The organism is Fluviicola taffensis DSM 16823 (assembly GCF_943372375.1).
In the GTDB taxonomy this organism is placed as follows: Bacteria; Bacteroidota; Bacteroidia; order Flavobacteriales_D; family Crocinitomicaceae; genus Fluviicola; species Fluviicola taffensis_A.
Map to the genome: position 1 here is coordinate 580,990 of NZ_CALRYJ010000001.1, position 20,106 is coordinate 601,095.

Sequence of the window (20,106 nt, forward strand, 5' to 3'; positions counted from 1 at the left end):
CAAAAATAGTTTCATATTGTTGTCGTGTATACTATATTTGCGACAACAATTAACATTTATTCAAATGAGACTATTAACATTTGTATCACTACAAGTGACCAATTTGGAAGCATCAAAAGACTTCTATGAAAAAAAACTGGGTTTTGAAATCGGCGATACGAACCCACAAGCCTGTGTTTTCAAATACAATCAAGGAGAAGCAAGTTTTGCCATTCGCACACCCCTTGAACCTCTTGAGGGAAAAGAGCTGGGTCTCGGTGTGGCTCTTTGGTTTGCCGTTAATCAAAATGTTGACGAACTGAAAGAGAAATTCAGTGCAAATGGAATAACTACTTCCGGTCCGATAATAGAAACCCCTTTTGGAAGAGCGTTTCACGTGAAAGACCCGGACGGCTATAAACTGACTTTTTTGGAGGCAAAATAGGAAACCGTTATGGAGAGAAAAACGAAATATTGGATTATCGTAGCATCCAAAGACCATGTGAAAAAAGGTCTTGCTGAAGGGTTTGCCCAAGCTTGTCATGGAAAATCAGGACCATTGAAACGAATGAAAAAGGATGATTTCATCATCTATTATTCCAGTAAGCAAACAATGAACAAACCGGATAAATGTCAGGAATTTACAGCTATCGGAAAGGTTGCTGATGAGGAAACCTACTCCTTTCAGATGTCTGAAGATTTTTGTCCGTCCAGACGAAATATCGAATTTTTTAAAAACGAGGCTGTTTCTATTTTACCTTTGATCAATGAACTGGATTTTATTCAGAACAAAAAAAGTTGGGGCTATCCGTTTCGTTTTGGTTTCTTTGAAATCAATCAGCACGATTTTGATCTGATTTCCCAACAAATGCTGAAACAAGAGTATGTCTAAAAAGATTGAATTTCATTTTAAAAACCCGGATGATAGCCCCGGTTACTTATTGGGGCAATTGACCATGTTGTGGCAACGGAAACTGAAGCGCGTTCTAGATCCATTTGATCTGACACACACCCAATTTGTCTTGTTGGCCGCACTGGGTTGGCTCTCAAGGGAAAGCAATGCCGTGACACAAACCGATATTGCCAATCAGGGTAATGCTGACCGAATGATGGTATCAAAAGTATTGAGAACTCTGGAAGAAAAGGGATTTATCACACGTAAGGAACATCAGACAGATACACGCGCCAAAATCATCAAACTGACCCCTAGCGGTGAAATTGTTTTGCAAAAAGCATTGATCATTGTTGAGCGCACGGACGTAGAATTTTTCTCCGCTTTAGAGACAAATCTTCCGTCATTCAATTCCAATATGCTGAAATTGATTCACGAAAGTAAAGCGCAAGAAGCTTCAGACAGCTCCATTTAAAAACCAGACCATGAACGATTTTAAACCATTCAAAGACTGGCTAAAGCAGGTCTCCTTTCTTACGGAAGAAGATTGTGCCTTGTTTGAACCTTACCTGAAAATAAAAAAGTATTCCGCTAAGGAACATTTTCTAAATGAAGGAAAAACCTGTCAGGAAATCGGTTTTATAAATCGCGGCAGTTTTCGAACGTACTACTTATCCGATGGAAAAGAAATCAACACCCATTTTGTCTTCGAAAATGACTTTGTGGTGGATTATGACAGTTTTTTGGAGGGAAAACCCAGTAAGTATGCTATTCAAGCTTTAGAAGACGTTGAAATCGTTACTTTCAATCTGGAAGCCCTTCAAAAAGCTTACAATCAATCCCAGAATTGGGAGCGTTTCGGAAGAATCATGGCCGAACAATCCTATAAACTCACTACTCAACGCGTGGAAAGCTTTTTGTTCTTAGACGGAGAACGGCGTTATTTGGATTTACAGGAGAATCACCCGTTGATATTTGATAGAATTCCCCTTTATCACATCGCATCCTACCTTGGGATGGAAAGAGAAAGTTTGAGCCGATTAAGAAAAAAAATTGCCGGTAAATAACGATTGTAACATTTGTCAATTTCTTCCTCCCTTGACTTCCTGATCTTTGCTGAAACAAGTAGATTTTCACTAAAAAATTCAGCATGAAAAAAAGAATTATCTCAGCAAGCTCTGCCCTATTCCTGTTATTGGCAAATTACACTGCAGCTCAACAAAGCATCATCCCTCCCAGTACCAAACTCGAATTTGACGACGCCTACACTATTATCTGGAATGGAATCAGCAAAGCATATCGTTATGAAAACGAACAATGGGTCAGGGCAGAAACCTATGATTACCAATTTGACGTTATTCAGAAAAGATATGACAATCAGTGGAAATCGGTCAAATCACTTCACCGCATTCACCCTGATTACGATGGGAAAGCCGGGGAACGCGATCAAACCATGTATTTTGAAGTCCTTTACAAAAGTTTGCAGGATGCGAAAGTTCAATCCGTGATACAGTCTTCTATAGGCAATGGAACAGGAACCAGTGATGTGGAATTCCGCGTTTCCGAATTGACGATGTATGTTCCGAAACCAAGCAAGTTTTTGCCTTATAACAAGTTTCGGATTACTCAGAGTTACAATTACGAAGAAGGAATACTGACAGAAACCGTTGAGTTGATTCTTGAAAAGGACGGGAAGGAAAAACCGTTTATGAAAAATGAGGAAACTGCCCTCATATTCCTTCAAACCAAACTGGATAAGGCTCCAACAACTTTTAAGCAATAGATAAATCTCAACTCAGTAGCATCAGAAAATCCGCTGATGCTACTGAGCAAATAGACACATGTCTATCCATCTTATGATCGTCTAATCCCGATGCAGGAACAACCATCTCAATCCTTTTCCCTACCTTTAATTCATGGAAACTCCAGCGCATTTTACACTCAAACAAGTAGCAGAATCAATTCGCAAGACTATTGCGGAACGCTATTCGCGCACCTATTGGGTAACGGCTGAAATGCATAAGCTGAATCAAACCCGAAAAGGACATTGTTATCCGGAATTGGTCCAGAAAGAAGATGCATCCATCGTAGTGGAAATGCGTGGAACCATCTGGAAACAGAACTTCGAGCGCATCCAGCAAAAATTCTTTGAGATTGTCAAAGAACCACTTCACGACGGAATGGAGCTCCTGTTTCATGTAAAAATTACCTATCACCCACTCTACAATATCGGCTTGGAGATCATCGATATCGATCCGAATTATACCTTGGGTGCATTACAGCGCGAACGGCAGGAAACTCTCGAACGGCTGAATAAAGAAGGAATTTTGAACAGCAACCAGAACCTGGAAATGGCATTGGTTCCAAAACGACTGGCGATTATCTCACAAGCAGACAGTAAAGGTTACTCCGACTTTGTAACCCTTTTGAACGGTCATCCGAAACGCTACCACTTCAATACCTTCCTGTTCGAAGCGACACTCCAGGGAGATACGGCAATCAAATCCATCCAGGACCAATTGAAGCGTATTCAAAAAGTGCAGCAGCATTTTGATGCGGTAGTGATCATTCGTGGTGGTGGTGGTGAAATCGGGATGCATTGTTACAACAATTACGAACTCGCAAAAGCCATTGCGACTTTCCCCTTACCTGTTCTGACAGGAATCGGGCATTCCACCAATCTCACCGTTTGCGAACTGATTGCCTTCCGAAATGGAATTACTCCTTCCGACATGGCTTATTTTCTGTTGAGCATTTTCGAGGAATTGGACGCGCCGTTAGATGAAGCTTTAATGAAATTACCCAAACAAATCCAGCATTTACTGCAAGGAACAAAAAACCAGTTTGACCAATTAACACGGGCTTTCCAGCAGGAAGTTCAAGCTGCTTTACTCTTGGAAAAGAATACTTTTCATGGAATGGTGAAGGATTTCGAATTTCAGGTCAAGCATAAAATGACCCATTCCAATCAGATCCTAACAGAACTTCGTAACAAAATACGTTCTTCTTCCTTTTACCTCATCGAAACACAGAGAAACAGGCAGGAAAACAGTGTCAACTTCCTTCAGGTTCACACCAAAGCCGCTTCCAATTCCGCACGACAAACAATCAATACACAGATAACTCAATTGATTCGCATCTTGCCAAGAACCTTCGAAATGGAATGGACGAAGCTGGAACAATCGGAAATACACTTAAAATTGATGGATCCGACGGTCATCTTGCAACGAGGCTATGCAATCGTCACCAATGAAAAAGGGGTACTTTCCGCAAAAAACCAAGCTGCATCCGGTGATGAATTGAAAATTGTTACGGAAGCACAGGAATTGAAGGCGAAAGTGAAGTGATTTTTTCCTTTCTCACAGATGCACAAATTATAAGGGCGCTTACCTGTGGGGTTTATCTACTTTAAACAGGTAGCACTAAAAAGTCGCTTTAAAAATATGAGGTGTGCGAATTTTCAGTTGATCGCTTTTTGATGATATTACAATTCAGGTCTTTGCGTTCTTTCACTCTTTGCGGTTAAAATTAAGATGCCATTTATAAACCGCAGAGAAGCAGAGAGCGCAAAGATTTACAAGTTACCTGTGTTAATTAGGTGAGCAATTTATCAGAGAATCTGCGGTAAATAAAGGTTCGGGTAGTTGAGTACAAATATTCATTAGTGAAGAAGAATTTTCCGTAAATTCGTCTGGTGAAAGAAGAAGTAGTATCATACGAAAAGGCATACGAGGAATTGCAGCAAATCATCTCTGACATTGAATCCGGGGAGATTTCTGTAGACCTGCTGTCTGAAAAAGTGAAGCGCGCAGCAGCTCTGATCCAGATTTGCAAAAACAAGCTAACCGCTACTGAAAACGATGTTCAGCAAATCCTGAATGATTTAAAATCCGACCAATAAGATATACCACAAACAAGGTATTCCGACTCTCGCCTGCTTCAGCTAATTTTGCAACTCAAAATTCATCAACAGAGAAATTAGTTACATGAAAACACTTGCACAGATTCCTTTGCATAAAAAAACCAGAGTACTTGGTATTATGGAAAGCGAATTAAAGCCAAAGTTGTTGGAAATGGGCATTTATCCGGGGAAAGAGCTGGAAGTTTTATTCAGAGCGCCATTCGGGGATCCAATTGCAGTAGACATTTGTGGATATACACTTTCCATGCGCCTCTCTGAAGCAAACCTTATCGAAGTCGAATAGATGAAAAAAATCGCTCTTTTCGGAAATCCCAACACAGGAAAAAGTTCCCTGTTCAACCGACTTACCGGTCTGAGACAGCATGTTGGAAATTTCCCGGGAGTAACCGTCGACAAACATTCCGGCTTTTTGAATATTAATGGGAAAGAACTCGAGCTGATCGATTTTCCGGGAACATACAGTATCTATCCGCGAAGTAAGGATGAAGAGGTTGTTTATAACGTCATTTCAAATCCTGAGAACCCCAATTTTCCGGAAAAAGCAATTGTCGTTCTGGATAGCACAAACCTAGAACGTAACCTTTTACTATTTACTCAGATTTACGATCTTGGTTTGGAAACAGCTTTGGTCCTGAACATGACCGATGTAGCTGCCCGCAATGGCTTTGAAATCGACATTCCAGTTCTGGAACAAGCTTTTCCTCGAACGAAAATTATCCGCACCAATGCGCGAATCGGGACAGGTCTTCCGGAACTGAAGGAATGGATGGCGCAAGATTCTGCTTCACGTGAAACCAATGCATCTTCACTAAAAGCAATGAATGACCTCCCCGGTCAAATAGCAGACACGAACGAACGGTTTGAGCGCATTCGAGAAATTGTGAGTAAGGTCGTGAGCAAAAAGGTCACGGATGCTCCTTTTTCCAGTAAGTTGGACAAATGGTTGATTCACCCGGTTTTCGGGTACCTGATTTTTCTAATCATTCTAATGGTAATCTTCCAAACAGTTTTCACCCTTGCGTCTTATCCGATGGATTGGATTGATCTGGGAACCTCATCCCTTGCGTCCTGGTTGGGAACAATCATGCCTGACGGTGTATTCACTTCCTTGATTATTAACGGAGTTATTCCAGGCATTGGCGGTGTATTGATTTTCATTCCTCAAATTGCCCTTCTTTTTTTCATGCTTTCCATCCTGGAAGAAACGGGTTACATGGCACGCGTGGTGTTCATTACGGATAAATTAATGCGTCCATTCGGACTGAACGGAAAGAGTGTCGTTCCGCTTCTATCAAGTGCTGCATGCGCTATTCCGGGAATTATGGCTACGCGAACAATCAGTTCGTGGCAAGAGCGTTTGACGACCATTCTGGTTGCTCCGCTCATTAGCTGTTCCGCACGTTTACCTGTTTACACCTTGCTAATCGCCTTGGTCATTCCCTCCAAACGGATTTTCGGATTCCTGAATTTACAGGGCTTGGTTCTTTTCGCGTTATACTTGCTTGGTGTCATTTCTGCCTTGCTGGTTGCACTTGTCATCAAACAGTTCTTTCGAAAAAAGAAGGAACTCAGCGTATTTCTTTTGGAAATGCCGGCTTACAAAAGTCCTCGATGGGGAAATGTGGGTATCGAAGTATTTGAAAAAGTGAAAATCTTTGTTTTCGATGCAGGGAAGATCATCCTGGCAATCTCCATAATCCTATGGGCTTTAGCCAGTTTCGGTCCCGGAAATGACATGGAAAAGTATTCCAGGTTGGTTCAAGCTCCGAACATTCAAACAGAACAATCCACGGCAGATTACGAAAGTAAAATCGCTTCTGTGAAATTGGAACACTCCTACATGGGACATCTTGGCAAGTTCATTGAGCCGGTCATCAAACCCTTGGGATACGATTGGAAAATGGGCATTTCACTCCTGACCTCCTTTGCTGCGCGCGAAGTGTTCGTTGGATCTCTGGCAACCATTTATTCCGTGCATGAAGTGGATGACAATCCAAAGCAACTGATTGATAAACTGAAGATCCAAAAGCGCGATGACGGAACTCCGACCTATACCTTGGCAAGCGGACTTTCGCTTCTGGTCTTTTATGTTTTCGCCATGCAGTGTATGGCTACTCTAGCCGTTGTGAAACGCGAAACGAAATCCTGGAAATGGCCCATTATTCAAGTTGGATATATGGGAGTTTTGGCGTATCTTGGAGCATACATCACATTTATTTTGTTCAAGTAATGCAGGTTGCTTTAGTGATCATAGCCATTCTGGCAGCAGGTTTTTACCTTATTCGCAGATTCTATCTGAGTTCCAAACGCAAAAAACAAGCGGGTTGTGAAAAGTGCGGATTGAAGGAATGAGACTTTTATCCAAATACTATTACTAATTTTCAGCAAAAAACTCATGGTTTACCTTGCATTAGGTGTCGGGATCATACTCCTGTTCGCCGTGTCAATTATCGTTATTCGCAACCGCATGATCGGTGCACGCAACTTGGTTGAAGCTTCTTTCGCAGATATCGATGCACAACTCTTGAAGCGCTATCAATTGATTCCAAAACTAATTCAGATTGCACAGGGCTATGCCAGTCATGAAGCGAAGCTATTGGAAGAACTGGCTGAGAAACGAGGTTCAATTTGGTCAACAGACGATCAATTTCCGCAAATTTTAAACAAAATCAACGTTATTAAGGAGGCAAACCCGGATTTGAAAGCCGATCTGAACTTTGAAAAACTGATGACCCAAATTCGCGAAACGGAAGACCATTTGTTGTACTCCAGGCAATTTTACAATGGGGCAGTGGAAGCTTACAACCGTATGATCTCTCAAATTCCATATAGCTTTTTCAGCAACGCTTTCGGACATTCCAGCAAAAAATATGTTCAGGCAACAAACGAACAACAAAACATCCCGACATCATGATCAAACAATTCTTAATAGCACTTTTCATTCTTGTTTCCTGTGGAACATTTTCACAGGAAGAACAGGAATATGCTCATATAATCCGCTTTGACGGAACGTATCAGATCAACAAGGATTGTTCGATGCTGATTACAGAGCGCATCACTATTTATGCAGATGGCTATGATATCAATCATGGAATCTACCGCGACATTCCATTGAATTATGATTACGAAGGAGGTCAAACCACCGTTGATTTTTCGTTGGTTTCCATTAAGCGCGATGGGGAGGAAGAAGATTATCACACCGAATCCATGGACAATGGAATACGCATTTACTTTGGAAATAAAAATGTAAGTCTTGAGCCCGGAAAGTACACTTATGATCTAAGCTATAAAGTGAACCACGTTTTGCGTTTTTTGGACAAGGTGGATGAATTTTATTGGAATACAAATGGAAACGGCTGGAAATTCACCGTTGACACGCTAACTGCTCGCGTGTTATTGCCTCCGGGAATTAAATTCAAACAATACATTGCTTATACCGGTTCACAAGGCGATACCAGCGAAAATTACACGGTTACAGCTGTCAATCCGAATGAATTGCTTTTTAAAACGAACCAAGCGCTTTTCGCTAACCAGGGATTAACTTTTTCTGTTTCCTGGGATAAAAAACATCTGGTTTACCCTACGGATTTTGAGAATTTCATGTATTGGCTAAAAAGTCACGCCTTGTGGGTTCTACTGATTTTCATGATCATCTTCTTACTTATCCGGAATACCTGGTTGTGGTCAAAATACGGTCGCGATCCAAAACCGGGAACCATTATGCCGCAATACGATGCTCCGGAAGGATTTTCCCCGGCAGATGTGTATGCGGTTATGAACAGAGGCTTAGTCACATCCACTGCGTTCACCGGACAGATTGCCTCTCTGGGAGCGAAAGGCTGGATGAAGATCAAGCAGGAAAGTGTATCGGGCGCAACGAAATTTACTTTCACTAAAACGGAGGATCCGAAGAAAGACTTAACTTCTGCTGAAAACCAAGTATATCAGGCTTTTTTCTCCAATAGAGATTCTTTTTCCTTCTACGAAAACACGTTCAATGCAAACATAAAAAAAGGCATGGATGATTTGGAAACCAATATCGCACAAAGTCATCAGGAAAAATACCGCACATTGAATTCGCGAATTAACGGAACACAATACCTCTTTTTGTTTTTGTTTATCCTTGCGGCGTTTGGAATCAAATTCCTATTCGGTGGTTCATACATCATCATTGGAGTTATGGCTGCTTTGGGTTTTGGACTCACGATACTTTTCGGTTATCTGTTCGAGCAGCCCACTCCCGAAGGAAGAAAAATCATGGACCACATCCTGGGTTTGAAATTATTCATCGAATACGCTGATAAAAAACGCATTCAGTTTAACAATCCGCCGGACCTGAATTTTGAGACTTTCGAGCGGCTTCTGCCCTTTGCCATTGTCTTGGGATTGGCTAAAGAATGGGAAGGTCAATTCAATCCGGTTGAATTGCAAACAGGATATGGAATGACCGGATATTGGTACCTGGGAATGGGTATGTACGGATTCTCTCACTTCAACGCAAATTCTTTTTCTTCGGTCATCTCCTCCTCTTCCACTCCTCCAAGTTCTTCTTCCGGAGGATCATTTTCCGGTGGTGGTGGATTTTCCGGCGGCGGCGGCGGCGGAGGTGGCGGTGGCGGCTGGTAAACTTCTGCCTTTATTTCTTCTCAATCATTACCTGATTCAGCACCAGAATATCGAGTGCCGACTCTTCGAATAATGCAATCGCCTGCTCGGGTGTTTCCACAATGGGCATTCCTTTTTTATTGAAACTCGTATTGAGCAAAAGGGCCAATCCTGTTTGTCGTTCGAAAGCCTGAATCAGTTCAAAGAACAAATTGTTCCACGTTTTATCGACTGTTTGAACACGAGCTGTTCCGTTCACGTGTGTTACATTTCGGAGTTTTTCCAGGTGTTCTTCCTTGGTTCGGTCGACTAAAATCATATACGGACTTTTCCTTCCGGATCGAAAATAGCTGGAAGCAAATTCAGGTAAAACAGCTGGAGCAAAAGGTCTGAAATCCTCCCGAAACTTGATATTCGCGTTGATATGATCTCCCAATCCTTCGATTCCGGGATGAGCCAGAATACTTCGGTGACCCAGTGCCCGCGGACCGAATTCAGCATGATCCTGAAACCAACCAATGGTTTTTCCGGCAGCTAAAAATTGTGCAACACCTTCAACTAATTCTTCCGAATTCAGTTCCTCAACTTTCCAATTTTGGGGACTATCCTTCAGGGAATCCATGATTTCTCTTCGCGAATAACTTTTCCCAAAACAGGTGTTTTCGTTATGCTTCACTTTTGGCTTCTTCAAAACTTCCAGCCAACCATAATAGGCGCAGCCCAAAGCCAGGCCATTATCTCCGGCGGCAGGTTCAATATAAAAGTTTTCCAGGATTCCATCATTCAGCAAAAAGGCGTTCGCTACCGCATTCAAAGCCACTCCTCCGCCATAACAGACATTTGCATGAGGAAATCGTCTTAAACGGTCTTCAAAGCACCAACAAACAGCTTTTTCCACTTGTTTCTGTGCCCAAAAAGCCACATCCGCGTAATATTGAAAGTTTTCTTTGAAAAAAGGATACCCGGTAGAAGGGTTTGTCAATTCGTTCTTCCAATCATCCCGAACCAATAAGGATCCATCCTTGAACTCAAAAGCTTCCTGTTGAATCAACCCTTCCTTTCCATAAGGAGCCAAACCCATCAACTTCCCCACATCGTCCATGTTTCCAAAGACATAATGACTGATTGCAGCATAAAATCCACCGATGGAATGTTTGGTTGTCGGGAGTTTCAATCCAATATCTGTCTGTTTTTCAATGGGGCTGAAATCTTTTAAAAGCGGGGTCAATTTCTGACCATCAAAATGATAAAAACTATCCTTTTCGCACCACAATTGATTTCGAGCCAGTTGCGCCAGGTTTTCAGGGAGAATAACACCTTCTGAAGAATCCATGCATTGTTCATACGGACTTCCGCAGCCATCGATCACCATCACCACACACGCATCAAAATCAGAAGTTCCAGCAGCACTGTAAGCATGAGCCAAATGATGCGAAATAGTAACTAACGGTGGATATTCCATTTCAGCAAACACCCGTTTCCCGTGGAACCTATCCCGGTTCGGAATTTCAAAATTGGCAGTTTGGACAACCAAGGCGACATCTGCTAATGTAATTCCTTCCGCCTCCAGACAATACTGAATGGCATCCGTATCATTTCCTCCATCATGTTTCTTGCGGGTGATGCGTTCCTTTTCTATTCCGACACAAACAACCCCATCTTTCAGCAAGACTGCAGATCCATTGTGCGAAAGTCCTGTTCCCAGAACGTATAGTGGTTTTGACATGAATAGTAAGTTCGTTGTTATTTTCCTTAATCTTCTCCCTCCTCCTCGTCTTCGAGCCATTCAAAAAAGGAATCCAAATTATCGCGATCCTTTCGGGAAGGCCTACCCGTTCCGTATTCGCGATACACATTTTGTGCTTCCCGATAGGTTTTGAATTTCTCCAGTTCCAATGGATCGGTAATGTCTATCAAATAATCCGAAACCAGCTTTGCTCCTACTCTCCGATCCAATAAATCCTTGATTTTGTAGCTAAACGTAGCATTATTCTTGATGATTGAAAGAGTATCTCCAATTTTCACCTCCTTGGAAGGTTTAATGGGATTATTGTTCAATTTTATCTTGTTTTTTTGGACCAATTCGGTAGCTAGTGTTCTGGTTTTAGCCAAGCGAACAAACCAGACATATTTATCAATTCTTAAGCTCATCGCGTAATTTTTTTGGTAAGGCAGAAACCACTAGTTCGTAAGAGTGTACGATCAGCTCCTTAATCAATTTATCATCCACCAATCCTTCCAATGAAACCGTGTTCCAATGCTTCTTGCTCATGTGATATCCCGCTTGAATTCCATCGTAGCGTTCACGCAATTCGATTGCTTTTTCCGGATCACACTTCAGGTTGATTCCAGTAGGATTCTCCACGTCAACCAAGGCAAACATCTTACCTTGAACCTTGATCACGAGTGTGCGTTTATCAAAAGGAAATGTTTCTGTGGCTCCGGGAAGCTGAAAACAAAAATGGATCAATTCGTCAAAATGCATGGTGGAAAGGTAGTAAAATTGATACTTTTAAGTTCGATTTTAGTCTAATTTTCATCAATATCCTTTGATATGGTCATCATCGCTTTCATCCTCATCAGCTTACTCATCGGCTTCGGATGGTTTTCCTACAACAAAGCTGCACATACGAAATGGCAGGTTCCACGTGAACCTTTTCCGGAACAATGGAGATCTATATTGAATCAGGCAGTGCTTTTCTATGCTTCTTTAGATGAAACGGAAAAACAACGCTTTGAAAACAAAGTACAGGAATTCCTGCTAAACTGCAGGATCACCGGAGTCAAAACAGAGGTTCATTTGAGAGACAAATTACTCGTAGCCTCAAGTGCCATCATTCCCATATTCGGGTTTGATTCCTGGAAATACACCACTGTTCATGAAGTCTTGCTGTATCCTGACATGTTCGACGAGAACTTTCAATTTGAAGGAGATTCCGATCGCAGGATCTTGGGAATGGTGGGTAATCAGAGTATGGAAGGCATTATGATCTTATCGAAAGAGGCCTTAAATCTCGGGTTCAAAAACGAGTCGGATAAACAAAACACTGCCATTCATGAGTTTGTTCACTTGATTGATAAGTCGGATGGTGAAATAGACGGACTTCCAAAAGTACTGATGGACAAACAATATGCGCTTCCCTGGTTAGAACAGATTAGCAAGGAAACGGAACGAATCTACGCTGAAAAGTCAGACATCAATCCTTATGGAGCAACGAATCGGGCGGAATTCTTATCGGTGATCAGCGAGTATTTTTTTGAGCGACCTAAACTTCTGGAAGAAAAGCATCCCGAGCTATACGAGTTATTGGAAAAGATGTTCAATCAGAAAATGGCAGATCGGAAACTTGCTAAAAAGCGAACGCAAATCGGGAGGAATGATCCATGTGTTTGTGATAGCGGGGAGAAGTTCAAGAATTGCTGTGGGAGTGTGCATTATGGGAAAAAATCTGCCTAGTTTCCGTTATTTAATTCTTGTTTTTGTTATTTTGCAGAACCTAAAATCAGATGATGATAATTGCCCGAAAAAGATGTTCTATCCAATGATTGGATAGTCAGTCTCAATTCATTTTTAACTGGAATTTATGAAAACAATCACCTTCGCCTTTCTTTTGTTTCTATCACCCAACATCTTTTCACAAGGTTGGAAAGAATATATTGTCAATAATGCACTTCCTGTAGGCACCAATTTATCTGTCAACTCTTCTCTTTATGCACCTTTCGAAAAGTACCGTTTTATTGCTGTTGGGGAAATGCATGGGACAAAAGAGCCGGCAAAAATCACGGAACAACTTGCACGTTTAATCCTTGTTCACGAGGAGAGCGTTTCTGTTGGTCTGGAAATTCCGGAAAAAGAAATGAAAGACTTTCTTCAAAAACCTAATGAAAAAACCCTAATGGAAAGTCGTTTCTTTTCTAAACCCAATGAAGACGGTCGGAATAGCAGCGCTTGGTATAATCTTATCCAATATTGTATGAATGAACCGCGGATCCACTTGTTTTTTTACGACAACGCTACTTCATCCGATGTTTCACGTGATTCTATTATGTATCTTGAAATAAAAAAACAGGCATTATCTCATCCTACCAATAAGATCTTGACTCTTTCCGGAAATATTCACAATCAATTGACTCCATTCAATGACGAACAAACAATGATTTCATATCTCTCGGAAGATCCTTACTTTCCAAAAGGGTGTATCTGTTCCATTTATCATTACTATGCTGAAGGAACGATGATGAATAATCGAGGAAACGGTTTAGAACTAAGAACGATTGAATTTCAGGAAAGTGATTTCACCTCAGGTCTTTATGAAAACTACTTTCTGTTTTATACATCTGCTGAACCAACTCCCAATAACTGTATCTTCTTTACTAGAAAGGTTCATCATTCGGAAAGTTTAGATTTTAAGAATTAATTTTGTAACATGAAAAATCAATTGATTTTCCTAACATTTATCCTTTCCTTCTGTTCTTTTGGGCAAGATTCCATTCCAAAAACCGAAACAAAAAAAGTACTGCTTCGAAAAAAGGTGGAAGGGATGTGTATTCCCACAAAATTTGTTTTGGAGCTTTATAATGGAAATCCCGATGAAGCAGAACCCAAATGCTCTGTTAACAAAGAGGAATTGATCGAAATGTTGAACAACGACCTTACATTCTTAAAAAATCATCCAGATTTCAAAGGTCGGGGAATGGTCAGTGTCATTATTAATTGCATGGGAAAGGTAGTCGGTTGGGCGGAAGTTGTCAAATCGCGAAACGATGAATTGAATAAGGAGATTTTACAATACTTGGTGATGCAGAATTTTGATTGGGAAGCGGGGATTTATAAGGAGGAAGCTATTGATTCCATTTTTAGTTTCAGTTATCAGATAGTGCGAGGCAAATTGAGGTTAAACTAACAAAACATTTTCCCATTGCTAATTCATCTCTGAAACGCTACTCTTCGCTAATTTGCTAATTTGCCAAATAGCGAACCGAGCCATGGATAAGGGTTTCAGACGCATGTTTAATGAGTTAGGGGCTTACAAAAAACTATTTATAAACGCTCACTATTCATCTTTTAACAAAAAAAGTCTTGTCCCAAATCTACTTTTTTCATAAATTAAATAAGAAAGTAGAAACCATGGGTACAACTAAAATCTATCCTTATTCAGATCAAATCTTACAACTAGCGCAGATTGCAAAAGCAATGGGTCATCCAGCCAGAATAACCATTCTGAAATATCTTTTTGAAAATCATCACGCCACAAATGACACTTTCAGAAGTATCACAACTCTGAACAAATCAACTATTTCAAAACACATCAAAGAACTGATTCATGCAAATTTAGTTTATTCGGACTACCAAGAATTCGAAGGAAACTATTATTTGAAACAAGAAGCGCCCCATCTAATTGAAATGCTCGTGCAAGAGATAAACCAGTAAAATTTCATTGCGTACCTTTGCATAGTACAATCTCATAAAAATGTCGGATCAAATCAATTTCTGCAACCATTTATTCAATCGTGAACGTTTTGAAACACGAGAGGTGAAAGTCGGAAACATTGCAATTGGAGGAACAAATCCAATCCGCATTCAATCCATGACGACTACCGATACGATGGACACAGCCGGTTCTGTGGAGCAATCCATTCGGATGATTGATGCGGGGTGTGAATTGGTTCGCTTGACTGCGCCTTCCAAAAAAGAAGCTGAACACCTCACAACAATCAAAAACGAGCTTGTTAAAAGAGGTTATGACACTCCGCTGGTGGCTGATATTCATTTTACACCAAACGCAGCTGAAATCGCAGCAAAACTGATTGAAAAGGTGCGTGTAAATCCGGGGAACTATGCAGATAAAAAGAAATTTGAAGAAATAGATTACACCGAAGAAAGTTACCTGGCAGAATTACTTCGGATTGAAGAGAAGTTTACGCCTTTGGTTTTGCTTTGCAAAGAGCACGGAACAGCTATGCGGATTGGAACCAATCACGGCTCCTTGTCAGATCGAATTCTGAGTAGATATGGGGATACACCGGAAGGAATGGTACAATCTGCCATGGAGTTTATTCACATCTGTCGAAAGAATGATTATCATGAATTGATCATTTCCATGAAAGCAAGTAACACCTTGGTGATGGTACAGGCCTACCGTCTCTTGGTAAAAACGATGAAAGAGCTGGGAATGAATTATCCCTTGCACCTTGGTGTAACCGAAGCCGGAGATGGAGAAGACGGTAGAATCAAGTCTGCTGTTGGAATTGGTGCATTACTTGAAGATGGGTTGGGGGATACAATTCGCGTTTCACTTACGGAAGATCCGGAATTTGAAATTCCAGTAGCTCAAAAATTGCTTCAAAAATTTCAAAAAAATACAGATTACAAACTAAATTATTCGTCAGATTTTCAGTTTGATTATTTCAATCATAATAAACGGAAAACGAAATCATTAATAAACATTGGAGGAAGTAATACTTCAATTGTATTTGCGGACTTATCCAAAAAAACAAACATAGTTTCAACTAATTTTTTCGGATTTGGATATTCCTATTCCGAGCAGTTAGATAAATGGAATATTTTTGACCAGGCAGCCGATCTGGTTTATCTGGGAGATCAAACCATTGATTTTGAAATTCCAGGAACGATCCGCTTGGTTCAAAATTATGAAACGTGGAAAAAACAGCAGCGAAGCGATGCATATCCATTCTGTACACTAGAAGAATATCGGGAAAACAAACCGGAAGGAACTGCTTTCTTATATATTGATTTGGATAGCAATTACGCTGCTTCAGAACTCCCGACAGAAAACATCATTTACGTTGCAGAAACAAAACAACAGCAAAAAACACAAATTATTCGCAAATTTCAATATGAATTGGCGGAATTAAATAACCTTGTACCTGTTATTCTGAAAGCCAACTACGACCAGGAAGAACTCGAAACACTTCAATTATACGCAAGTTCAGATGCCGGTATTCATTTCATAGATGGGTTTGGAGACGGTCTTTGGATAACAGCCCCCAGATCTCTTGTCGATTTGAACAGCTTATCTTTTGGAATTCTTCAGGCAACGCGAACGCGCATATCGAAGACAGAATACATTTCTTGTCCATCTTGCGGAAGAACTCTTTTTGACCTGCAGGAAACCACCGGAAAAATCCGTGAGCGAACTTCCCACCTGAAAGGAATCAAAATCGGGATCATGGGATGCATTGTAAATGGTCCGGGAGAGATGGCAGATGCAGATTATGGATATGTTGGAACCGGCCCCGGGAAAATAAATCTCTACAAAGAAAAAACGGTTGTACGAAAAAATGTTCCGGAAGAAGAGGCCGTGGACGCGCTAATCGATCTGATTCGCGAAAATGGTGATTGGATCGAGCCGAATAAATAAAAACTTAATTAGCAATGAAAACAATCTTCTGCCTAATCCTCCTCACTTCTACCAGCGGATATAGTCAGATAGATTCACATCACAAACAGATTGAACTAGATTCCATTGAACTAATAAAAATTCAGTTGAGAATTGATAGTTTAAAGTTCCAACTAGATTCTCTCAAATCAGAATCGAAAAAAACTCAGGTTCTCATCGATACATTAAAACAAGAAAACATCCTCTTGAGAGAATTGATGAAATTATACCTGGAACAAATAAATCGCAAACAGGAAGAAGCATTGAAAGAGGAGGAATAAAAAGCAAAAAACATTTTCTGTCCGGACAATGATCACGAAGCAGATACGAAGCAGTAGATTTCGAAAAAACGAGCGAAAAAGTTAAAAATTTCACTTGATTTCCTGACAAATCTCACCACACCCAAGGTGTTTCCCTTTCAAACACAAAAAAAGCCCTTCAGAGGGCTTAAAAATGCTATTTCTTGCGGAAAATATAGATCTGAGAGCTAGACAAACCTTCCCTTGCTTTCTGATTTGACAAAAATCCAATTTTCATCGCTTTTAGCATCGAACCACCTTTGTATTTTTCACTCAGCATCGAAACATAATAACTATCAAATTTCATTGGAAGCATAAGCTCAAATTTCATCCCTTTTGATTCAACTAAGGGAATAATTGATTTTGGAGAGAAATGATATAAGTGACGTGGAACATCATAAGCTGCCCAAAACTCTTTATAGTATTGTGCGTCGAAAGAAGTATAATTCGGAACAGCAATTATCAGAACACCATTCCGGTTTACTAAAGAAACTATCTTATCCAAATCTGTCTGCAAATTATAAACATGTTCCAATACGTGCCACATCGAAATCACATCGAACGACTCATCCAGATCATGCAACAAACTCAAATCTTTTAGCTCAATTCCATTCTCAGCCAAAGCAACTCTGCGCGCATCTTCATCAGGCTCCAATCCCAGAACAGTATATCCGGATTCTTTTGCTTTTGCCAAAAAGTGCCCTGTTCCTGCACCGATATCCAATAAGCGTTTGCCATCGGTCAATTGTTTCAACAAGGAAATCTTCTTCTTCAGCGTATAAGAACGCACCCATCCATAAACCCTGTTCACCAATCCCTTCTTCGTAGAACTATGTGAAACATAATCTTCGGATTTATAATAATCACCAATGTGTTCAATTGATGGTCTCGGATTTGTAAACAACAAATGACATGAATTGCAAAGCTCCAGCTTAAAATCTTCCTTTGAGAGAAAATGATCGGTTACTGTCAAATACGTACTGAATGTGTCTGCTCCACAAGAGGGGCAAGTTAATTGGTTTAAATGTTCCACGTGAAACTATCTTCCTAAATGAATTAATAAAACAGAAATATCGCTAGGGGATACCCCACTAACTCTTGATGCCTGACCAATGGTCACCGGCTTAACCTTACTTAATTTATCTCTTGCTTCCAAAGACAATGACTTCATAGAACTGTAATCTATCGCATTCGGAATAGAAACCGATTCCAATCTCGACAATTTCAAAGCAACTTCTTCTTCACGGGCGATGTATCCTTCATACTTCAATAGAATTTCAGCCTGCTCAACAGCATCTTCATGTTCCACGTGTAACCTGTCTGCCAATTTACGAACTTCTTCGCTCATCTCAAGCACATGCTCCATTGTAATATGTGGTCTGGTTATAACTGAAGACAATTTAATCTGCTGAGAAAGGGGGGCACTTCCAACACCTTCTAAAATAGGATTTGCAATCTCCGGACTAACACCTTCTTTTCTTAAAGCACCTATTAATTCTTTTGCTGCAGCAACCTTTCTATTCACTCGATCCAATGCCTCCTGGTCTTGCAGTCCTAATTCAAATGCCATAGGAACTAAGCGCACATCTGCATTGTCCTGACGCAACAAAATACGGTATTCCGCTCGGGAAGTAAACATACGGTATGGTTCCTGAGTACCTTTTGTAATCAAATCATCAATCAAAACTCCGATATAAGCATCACTTCTTCCTAAAATAAGCGGTTCTTTCTCCTGAACTTTCAAAGCAGCATTTATTCCAGCCATCAAACCTTGACAAGCTGCCTCTTCATATCCAGTCGTACCATTTATTTGACCGGCAAAATACAAACCTTCAATCAACTTTGTCTCTAACGTATGCTTTAGTTGCGTAGGAGGGAAGTAGTCATATTCTATCGCATAACCCGGTCTAAACATCTTTGCAGCTTCAAATCCTGGTATGGATTGTAACGCACGCAACTGAACATCCTCCGGCAAACTCGTTGAAAATCCATTCACATAGATCTCAACAGTATTCCAGCCCTCAGGCTCCACAAAAATCTGATGTCTATCTCTATCTGCAAAACGATTGATCTTGTCCTCAATACTGGGACAATATCTTGGTCCGCTACTTTTAATAGCACCATTGAACATCGGTGATCGGTCAAAACCTTCACGCAATAAGTCATGGGTTAGGGGAGAGGTATAAGTGATATGACAAGCACGTTGAACTTTCAATGCTTCTGTATTTCCATATGAAAACTTACTAGGATTCTCATCGCCCTCCTGAATCTCCATCTTGGAGTAATCCAATGAGCGTCCATCAATTCTTGGTGGAGTTCCGGTCTTCATCCTTCCGGATTCAAAACCCAAAGCAACCAAATCTTCCGTGATTCCAGTCGAACCCTTCTCACCAATTCGTCCACCTCCAAATTGCTTTTCACCCAAATGGATCAAGCCATTCAAAAAGGTTCCATTCGTCAGAACAACAGCTTTTCCATATACCGGAATTCCCATCGAAGTGCGAACACCAACAATTCTTCCTCCTTCAACGATCAACCCGTTGCACATGTCCTGCCAAAAATCAACATTCAGATTTCGCTCCAACAACAGTCTCCATTCCTCAGCGAATTTCATCCGATCATTCTGTGTTCTTGGAGACCACATAGCCGGACCTTTTGAGCGGTTCAGCATTCGAAACTGAATCGCAGACAAATCCGAAACAATTCCGGACCCACCTCCAAGCGCATCAATCTCACGGACAATCTGCCCTTTCGCCACACCACCCATTGCCGGGTTGCAACTCATTTGAGCAATCGTATTCATATTCATTGTAATCAACAACACAGAACTCCCCAGTTTTGCAGCTGCATTCGCAGCCTCGCAACCGGCATGTCCACCACCCACCACAATGACATCATAATTCTTCAACATACTATTTCATGTTTCACGTGGAACAAAATTACTATCATCCCATTAAGCCTTCAAATGTTCCACGTGAAACTTACGTAACATTAACATTTGAATCTGTT

Annotated in this window: 23 protein-coding genes; 18 read left to right on the forward strand and 5 right to left on the reverse strand. The window is 40.8% G+C overall.

What is annotated here, in order from left to right:
• The first annotated feature begins 64 nt into the window (after positions 1–64).
• From AAG807_RS02440 to AAG807_RS02495, 12 genes are all read left to right on the forward strand, one after another.
• On the forward strand, positions 65–424 hold the full coding sequence (locus tag AAG807_RS02440; protein WP_341900456.1) for a VOC family protein: 360 nt from the start codon (positions 65–67) through the stop codon (positions 422–424).
• Between the two features lie 9 nt (positions 425–433).
• Entirely contained in the window at positions 434–871 is a 438-nt protein-coding gene (locus tag AAG807_RS02445; protein WP_341900458.1) for an EVE domain-containing protein, read from the forward strand.
• Positions 864–1,346, forward strand: a complete 483-nt coding sequence (locus AAG807_RS02450) for a MarR family transcriptional regulator (protein ID WP_341900460.1) — start codon at positions 864–866, stop codon at positions 1,344–1,346. Before AAG807_RS02445 ends, AAG807_RS02450 begins: the two co-directional genes overlap by 8 nt.
• Before the next feature lie 10 nt (positions 1,347–1,356).
• Complete coding sequence (locus AAG807_RS02455) at positions 1,357–1,938, forward strand: Crp/Fnr family transcriptional regulator (RefSeq protein WP_341900462.1); 582 nt, start codon at positions 1,357–1,359, stop codon at positions 1,936–1,938.
• Between the two features lie 83 nt (positions 1,939–2,021).
• Complete coding sequence (locus AAG807_RS02460; protein WP_341900464.1) at positions 2,022–2,654, forward strand: hypothetical protein; 633 nt, start codon at positions 2,022–2,024, stop codon at positions 2,652–2,654.
• 133 nt (positions 2,655–2,787) lie between these two features.
• The gene (gene xseA, locus AAG807_RS02465; RefSeq protein WP_341900466.1) at positions 2,788–4,218 is read left to right on the forward strand and encodes an exodeoxyribonuclease VII large subunit; all 1,431 of its coding nucleotides are present in this window, start codon (positions 2,788–2,790) and stop codon (positions 4,216–4,218) included.
• A 347-nt stretch (positions 4,219–4,565) separates the two neighbouring features.
• On the forward strand, positions 4,566–4,772 hold the full coding sequence (gene xseB, locus AAG807_RS02470) for an exodeoxyribonuclease VII small subunit (protein ID WP_341900467.1): 207 nt from the start codon (positions 4,566–4,568) through the stop codon (positions 4,770–4,772).
• A gap of 85 nt (positions 4,773–4,857) precedes the next feature.
• Positions 4,858–5,076, forward strand: a complete 219-nt coding sequence (locus AAG807_RS02475; RefSeq protein ID WP_341900469.1) for a FeoA family protein — start codon at positions 4,858–4,860, stop codon at positions 5,074–5,076.
• On the forward strand, positions 5,077–7,023 hold the full coding sequence (locus tag AAG807_RS02480; protein ID WP_341900471.1) for a ferrous iron transporter B: 1,947 nt from the start codon (positions 5,077–5,079) through the stop codon (positions 7,021–7,023).
• Positions 7,023–7,145 (forward strand): hypothetical protein, encoded by a 123-nt coding sequence (locus AAG807_RS02485; protein ID WP_341900473.1) that lies wholly within the window; start codon positions 7,023–7,025, stop codon positions 7,143–7,145. The genes AAG807_RS02480 and AAG807_RS02485 overlap by 1 nt, the downstream gene beginning before the upstream one ends.
• A gap of 43 nt (positions 7,146–7,188) precedes the next feature.
• On the forward strand, positions 7,189–7,707 hold the full coding sequence (locus tag AAG807_RS02490; RefSeq protein WP_341900475.1) for a LemA family protein: 519 nt from the start codon (positions 7,189–7,191) through the stop codon (positions 7,705–7,707).
• On the forward strand, positions 7,704–9,419 hold the full coding sequence (locus AAG807_RS02495; protein ID WP_341900477.1) for a DUF2207 domain-containing protein: 1,716 nt from the start codon (positions 7,704–7,706) through the stop codon (positions 9,417–9,419). Before AAG807_RS02490 ends, AAG807_RS02495 begins: the two co-directional genes overlap by 4 nt.
• 10 nt (positions 9,420–9,429) lie before the next feature.
• Here the strand turns inward: AAG807_RS02495 and AAG807_RS02500 are convergent, their stop codons facing one another.
• The 3 genes from AAG807_RS02500 to AAG807_RS02510 are packed head-to-tail and all read right to left on the reverse strand — an operon-like array spanning position 9,430 to position 11,883.
• Complete coding sequence (locus tag AAG807_RS02500; protein ID WP_341900480.1) at positions 9,430–11,124, reverse strand: carbamoyltransferase C-terminal domain-containing protein; 1,695 nt, start codon at positions 11,122–11,124, stop codon at positions 9,430–9,432.
• Between the two features lie 26 nt (positions 11,125–11,150).
• Positions 11,151–11,549 (reverse strand): RNA-binding S4 domain-containing protein, encoded by a 399-nt coding sequence (locus AAG807_RS02505; RefSeq protein ID WP_341900482.1) that lies wholly within the window; start codon positions 11,547–11,549, stop codon positions 11,151–11,153.
• Positions 11,533–11,883, reverse strand: coding sequence for an MmcQ/YjbR family DNA-binding protein (locus tag AAG807_RS02510; RefSeq protein WP_341900484.1), 351 nt, complete (start codon positions 11,881–11,883; stop codon positions 11,533–11,535). The genes AAG807_RS02505 and AAG807_RS02510 overlap by 17 nt, the downstream gene beginning before the upstream one ends.
• A gap of 69 nt (positions 11,884–11,952) precedes the next feature.
• Between AAG807_RS02510 and AAG807_RS02515 the strand changes: the two genes are divergently transcribed.
• From AAG807_RS02515 to AAG807_RS02540, 6 genes are all read left to right on the forward strand, one after another.
• Positions 11,953–12,855, forward strand: a complete 903-nt coding sequence (locus AAG807_RS02515; protein WP_341900486.1) for a zinc-dependent peptidase — start codon at positions 11,953–11,955, stop codon at positions 12,853–12,855.
• A 127-nt stretch (positions 12,856–12,982) separates the two neighbouring features.
• Positions 12,983–13,816 (forward strand): hypothetical protein, encoded by an 834-nt coding sequence (locus AAG807_RS02520; protein ID WP_341900488.1) that lies wholly within the window; start codon positions 12,983–12,985, stop codon positions 13,814–13,816.
• A gap of 9 nt (positions 13,817–13,825) precedes the next feature.
• Positions 13,826–14,302: a hypothetical protein gene (locus tag AAG807_RS02525; protein ID WP_341900491.1), complete on the forward strand. Its 477-nt coding sequence runs from the start codon at positions 13,826–13,828 to the stop codon at positions 14,300–14,302.
• A gap of 224 nt (positions 14,303–14,526) precedes the next feature.
• Positions 14,527–14,829, forward strand: coding sequence for a helix-turn-helix transcriptional regulator (locus tag AAG807_RS02530; RefSeq protein ID WP_341900494.1), 303 nt, complete (start codon positions 14,527–14,529; stop codon positions 14,827–14,829).
• Between the two features lie 40 nt (positions 14,830–14,869).
• Positions 14,870–16,780, forward strand: coding sequence for a (E)-4-hydroxy-3-methylbut-2-enyl-diphosphate synthase (ispG, locus tag AAG807_RS02535; protein WP_341900495.1), 1,911 nt, complete (start codon positions 14,870–14,872; stop codon positions 16,778–16,780).
• Positions 16,781–16,794: 14 nt separating this feature from the next.
• Complete coding sequence (locus AAG807_RS02540) at positions 16,795–17,079, forward strand: hypothetical protein (RefSeq protein WP_341900497.1); 285 nt, start codon at positions 16,795–16,797, stop codon at positions 17,077–17,079.
• Between the two features lie 175 nt (positions 17,080–17,254).
• On the opposite strand, the gene AAG807_RS02545 is transcribed toward AAG807_RS02540, so the two are convergent.
• Entirely contained in the window at positions 17,255–18,130 is an 876-nt protein-coding gene (locus AAG807_RS02545; protein ID WP_341900499.1) for a class I SAM-dependent methyltransferase, read from the reverse strand.
• 6 nt (positions 18,131–18,136) lie between these two features.
• On the reverse strand, positions 18,137–20,008 hold the full coding sequence (mnmG, locus tag AAG807_RS02550; RefSeq protein ID WP_341900501.1) for a tRNA uridine-5-carboxymethylaminomethyl(34) synthesis enzyme MnmG: 1,872 nt from the start codon (positions 20,006–20,008) through the stop codon (positions 18,137–18,139).
• Positions 20,009–20,106 lie beyond the last annotated feature (98 nt).